At 63.5% G+C, this 4,490-nt stretch carries 5 protein-coding genes and 1 pseudogene; 5 read left to right on the top strand and 1 reads right to left on the bottom strand.

What is annotated here, in order from left to right; all coding sequences use genetic code 11:
* On the bottom strand, nucleotides 1–1,287 hold a 1,287-nt coding region (locus WBF82_RS02350; RefSeq protein WP_424381491.1), incomplete at its 3' end, for a purple acid phosphatase family protein.
* 144 nt (nucleotides 1,288–1,431) lie between these two features.
* On the opposite strand from WBF82_RS02350, the pseudogene WBF82_RS02345 reads away from it, so the two are divergent.
* The 5 genes and pseudogenes from WBF82_RS02345 to WBF82_RS02325 all read left to right on the top strand — a co-directional run.
* Nucleotides 1,432–2,015, top strand: a pseudogene (locus tag WBF82_RS02345) (dihydrodipicolinate synthase family protein); the annotation flags it as partial.
* Between the two features lie 283 nt (nucleotides 2,016–2,298).
* Nucleotides 2,299–2,607 carry a PE family protein gene (locus WBF82_RS02340; RefSeq protein WP_424381490.1) on the top strand — a complete coding sequence of 103 codons (309 nt, stop codon included), beginning with the start codon at nucleotides 2,299–2,301 and terminating at the stop codon, nucleotides 2,605–2,607.
* A 15-nt stretch (nucleotides 2,608–2,622) separates the two neighbouring features.
* The gene (locus WBF82_RS02335) at nucleotides 2,623–3,858 is read left to right on the top strand and encodes a PPE family protein (protein WP_424381489.1); all 1,236 of its coding nucleotides are present in this window, start codon (nucleotides 2,623–2,625) and stop codon (nucleotides 3,856–3,858) included.
* Nucleotides 3,859–3,928: 70 nt separating this feature from the next.
* On the top strand, nucleotides 3,929–4,225 hold the full coding sequence (locus WBF82_RS02330; RefSeq protein WP_424381488.1) for a WXG100 family type VII secretion target: 297 nt from the start codon (nucleotides 3,929–3,931) through the stop codon (nucleotides 4,223–4,225).
* A gap of 33 nt (nucleotides 4,226–4,258) precedes the next feature.
* Nucleotides 4,259–4,490 (top strand): WXG100 family type VII secretion target (locus WBF82_RS02325; RefSeq protein WP_424381487.1); only part of this gene is annotated, 232 nt, incomplete at its 3' end.

The raw sequence follows: 4,490 nt of genomic DNA, 5'->3' as shown, positions 1-4,490 counted from the left end.
GAAGAACATGGTGTTCGACGGCGCCGACGTGCCGCCGCCGCCGATGACCAGGTGCACCGTCCCCTTGCTGGTGTCGATCACGTCGCCGCGGGTTTGGACCGGGATCGGGGTTTTGGTTTCGGTGTCTTGCGCTCCCCGGACCGGATGCGAGCGTTCGTAGTGGTGCTCGTGACCGCAGACCACCAGGTCGACCTGGTGGCGGTCGAACAGCGGAAGCCATTCCTGTCGGATGCCCAGGTCGGCGCCGTTGGTGCGATCGGCGGTGGAGATCGCGGTCTGGTGCATGCACACAACCACCCAGTCGACTCGCGAATCGGCTCGCGCGGCGGCGAGTTCGGTTTCCAGCCAACGCTTTTGAGCGCCACCCGAGTAGCCGTGTACGTAGAAGTTTCCGCCGTCCTGGAAGCAGATGTCGTCGTTGTTGAGGCTGATCACTCGCACCGACCCGGCGGTGAACGAATACCACAGGCCGCGCAGTTCGGCGTCGGATCCCGAGTCGGGCACCGCGAAGTAGGTCTGGTAGGCGGCGTAACCGACCGGGCCGTTGCCTAATTCGTTCTCATGATTGCCCGCCGCCGGCATCCACGGCCGGTAACGGGCCGAGCGGGTGTTGTTGTCGAACCAGTCCGACCAGCTGCGGATGCGGTCATGCGCGAGGTTGGCGTAGCACAGGTCGCCGTTGACCAGGTTGAACAGCGGACCGAGCCGTTCGATGGCCGTGGTGGTATCGCCGGATGCCGGGGAGCCGAGATTGTCGCTGCGGTAACTGGTCTCTTTCAGTCGGCCAAGGGTCGGGGTCGCCTGGTCTCCAAAACTGGTGAAGCGAAACGGTTTTCGCCCGGACGGCGCGGTTCTTACCGTTCCCAGCTCGGGATTGGTGCCGTCGTGCACCGCGGCGTAGACATAGTCGGTGTCGGGGGCCAGGTTGTCGAGTCGGGCGTGGTTGACCCGAACTTCGCTCTTGGACTTCGCGTCCCGATAGGTGCGGGTCTCGGCTTGCACGACGCGACCAAAGCCGGACGTCGGCGTGCCGACCATCACTCGCGGGTTGTGAACGGGATCGGTGGTGTGCCATGAGACGACGACTTCGGTAGAAGCGTCCCTACCGAATTGCAGATGCAGACCGCCGACCGGTTGGGCCCCGCTTTGATCGGGCTGGGCCCACACCCTGGGTCCCCGATGCGGCGAGCCGAGCAGCGCAACGCCGCCCCCGCCGACACCCGCGCCGACGATCGCCGCCGCCGCGCCCGTCGTCAGTAGCGTCCTGCGACTGATTCCCTCGACCACCCCTTATTCATACCTGCCGCCTACATACCTGCCGCCTACATACCTGCCGCCGAGTGTGGGGTTAATGAACGCTTTGCGGCGTAACGCGTGACACAAGCCCACACTCGGCGCTGTTGTACCGGACGCTGTTGTAGCAGTCAGTCGACCGCGCGGCGTGCGCGATATGCACAACACGCCGGCGCCGACGCGGTGATGGTCTTGCCGGTGTCTTACTGGAAACTTTCTGAAAGGGAAATTATTAAGCATTTTCTCAGTATTGGCGGACGCGATCGGGATTCGATCATGATTTACAACAATCCCGCGACGAGTGGCGTCGATATGAGCCCGGAACTCCTCGTGCGGATGTTCGAGGCCATCGATAACGTCACGATGGTCAAAAATTCACCGGTGGCCTTCTCCCGGATGCTGCGCATCGATCAGCTCAGTGGCGGCCGGCGCCCTTCTACAACGGCAGCAATCCGCTGGTCCTGGACGCGCTGCGGGCAGGTGCCGCCGGTTGGTGCATGGCCGCACCGAGCCTGCGGCCACAGCCCTGGATCGACCGGCACGATGCAGTGCGCGCGGGCGAATTGCCAAGAGCGCAAACGATTTACACAGAGCTTAAGTCGCTGCTGGAGTTCATCGTGGCAGGCGGGCTGGCCACCACGGTCAGGGCCGGGCTGGAGTTAATTGGCGCAGGCGTTGGGGATCCGCGCCGACCACTGCTGCCACTTGACGAAGAGGGGTGAGCTGCGCTATTTCAGCTACTGACAGATGTCTAATAACTTGCTTCGGCACGAGGCGGTTCAGCGCACTGCGATCTCGCTCGACACCGTCCTGTCTGAACGTCGAGAAAAATGTTGATGCGCGCTGAATGTCTTTGGTGTTTTTCAGCACAACGCGCGCGTTCGTGCTTTACGATTACCGCACCCGTTAGGCCCCCGGACGTAAGCTCCCCGCACTAAAGTTAATTGCATTAACTGTTGCGTCGAGCCGACCGGGGGTTTGACGTCATCTCAAGGAGGGCGCAGGGTGTCGTTCGTAACTACGCAGCCGGACGTGTTGTCTGGTGCTGCGAGCAATTTGGCCGGCCTCGGTGATGCGATGGTGGCCCGCAATACAGCTGCCGCGGCACCGACGACCGGGTTGGCCCCGGCGGCGTCCGACGTCGTGTCGGCGATGACGGCGGCCCAGTTCGGTCAGCAGGGCGTGGCGTATCAGCAGATCGCCGCTCAGGCGGCAGAGGTACATGAGCAGTTGGTGGCCGCACTGCGCTCCGGCGCGGGGGCCTATGCATTGACAGAGACGGCGAATGCGGCAGCTGCAGCAGTTGCGGGGTAACGGGGGCCTGGGCCGATGAGCTTCATGATGTTCCCGCCTGAGGTCAACTCGGCCTTGATGTATTCCGGGGCGGGGTCAGGACCGTTGATGGCGGCGGCGGCGGCATGGAATGAGTTGGCCGCCGACCTGGAGACAACGGCCAACTCGTATCAATCGGTGATCGAGCAATTGGTCGGCGGGCCGTGGTTGGGCCCGACGTCTGCGCGGATGGCTTCGGCGACGGCGCCCTACATCGCATGGTTGCAGGGCAGCTCGATTCAAGCCGCTCAGACCAGCGCCCAGGCCAGGTTGGCTGCCGCCGCCTACGAGGGCGCGTTTGCAGCGACGGTGGCGCCGTCGGTGATCGCGGCTAACCGGGCGCTGCTGGCGGTACTGATCGCCACCAACTTCTTGGGCATAAACACTCCGGCGATCGCGGCCACCGAGGCGCACTACATGGAGATGTGGTTCCAGGACGGTCTGACGATGGACACCTATGCGCTGGCCTCGCAGCAGTTCACCGCGTTGCCCGAGCAGACCCCCGCGCCGACGACCAGCGACGGGGGGACATCCGCCAACGCTGCGGCGGCCGCCCAGTCGACGGCGAATACAGCCTCCTCGTTGAGCACCGATCTGCAGGCGCTGTTCAACGCCTACCTGGGAAACGTCCCCACCGGACAAACAGTGTCAAGCAACTGGACCGCCGTGCTGAGCGATCTTGGCCTATCGTCGACTGCGCAGAACGGGCTCGCGGCCGCGGCAACTACGACGGGTATCAACTCGGCCGTGGGGTCAATTCTTCCGGTGCAGGCCGCCTACTACGTAACGATGATGGCCAGCATGCCCGCCCGCATGCTGATGAGCATGGCCAACTCGATGGGCGCCAGCCAGGCGCTGCAGGCCGGCCAACAGACTCTGTTGAACAGCGTCTCCCAGATCCTCGACGGCAAGATGAAGCTCTTGATGAGTGGCATCGGGGCCGAGATGCGCGGGTTTGCGCAGTCGATCAGTGCCCAGATGGCCTCAGCAAGTCGGTTGGGTGGGTTGTCGATCCCGAATGGTTGGGCAAAGGCGGCGCCGGAGATGGCCGTTCGCGCCGCCCCGGTCTTGCCCGACACCACTGTCAGCCCGATGGTGAACCCATCCGCCGGTCTGCCCAACAGCCCGTTCACGCAAGCGCTTATGGGTTCGCTCAGCGGGCGCGGTATGGGCACACAGGCTGCCAAGACAGCTCCCGTGAGAGTCGAAACCCGCACGCCGGCCGGCGGATGAGAGGCGGGGGGATGCTGTTGCAGTACAACGCATTAACGCTGAAATGACATCGAGATAAGGAGAAAGAGTTATGCCTACGCGTTTTATGACTGACCCGCACGAGATGCGGGCGATGGCGGGCCGTTTTGATGTGCACGCCCAAACCGTTGAGGACGAGGCCCGCAAGATGTGGGCATCGAGCCAAAACATCGCCGGTGCCGGGTGGAGTGGTACCGCTCAGATGACGTCTTACGACACCATGGGCCAGATGAACCAGGCCTTCCGCAACATCGTGAACATGCTCCACGGTGTGCGCGACGGACTGATCCGCGACGCCGGCAACTACGAAGCCCAAGAGCAGTCCAGCCAGCAGATCCTGTCCAGTTAACCCGTCGCTCAAGCCTTTTAGGAGAACATCAAAATGTCGATCAGTTACCAGTTCGGCGATGTGGACGCCCACGGCGCGCTCATCCGGGCCCAGGCCGCGTCGTTGGAAGCCGAGCACCAGTCCATCGTGCGCGATGTGCTGGCCGCCGGCGACTTCTGGGGCGGTGCGGGCTCGGTGGCCTGCCAGGAGTTCATCACCCAGTTGGGTCGCAACTTCCAGGTGATCTACGAGCAGGCAAACCAGCACGGCCAGAAGGTGCAGACGG

This window comes from Mycobacterium sp. (genome assembly GCF_049673265.1).
Classification (GTDB): Bacteria; Actinomycetota; Actinomycetes; order Mycobacteriales; family Mycobacteriaceae; genus Mycobacterium.
The sequence above is the reverse complement of the archived record's forward strand: the minus strand, read 5'-3'. Positions and strand labels throughout refer to the sequence as shown.

What these genes read in the sequence shown, in the direction of transcription:
- WBF82_RS02335 (WP_424381489.1), top strand. Translation starts at nt 2,623, where the DNA reads ATGAGCTTCATGATGTTCCCGCCTGAGGTCAACTCGGCCTTGATGTAT.
- WBF82_RS02330 (WP_424381488.1), top strand. Translation starts at nt 3,929, where the DNA reads ATGCCTACGCGTTTTATGACTGACCCGCACGAGATGCGGGCGATGGCG.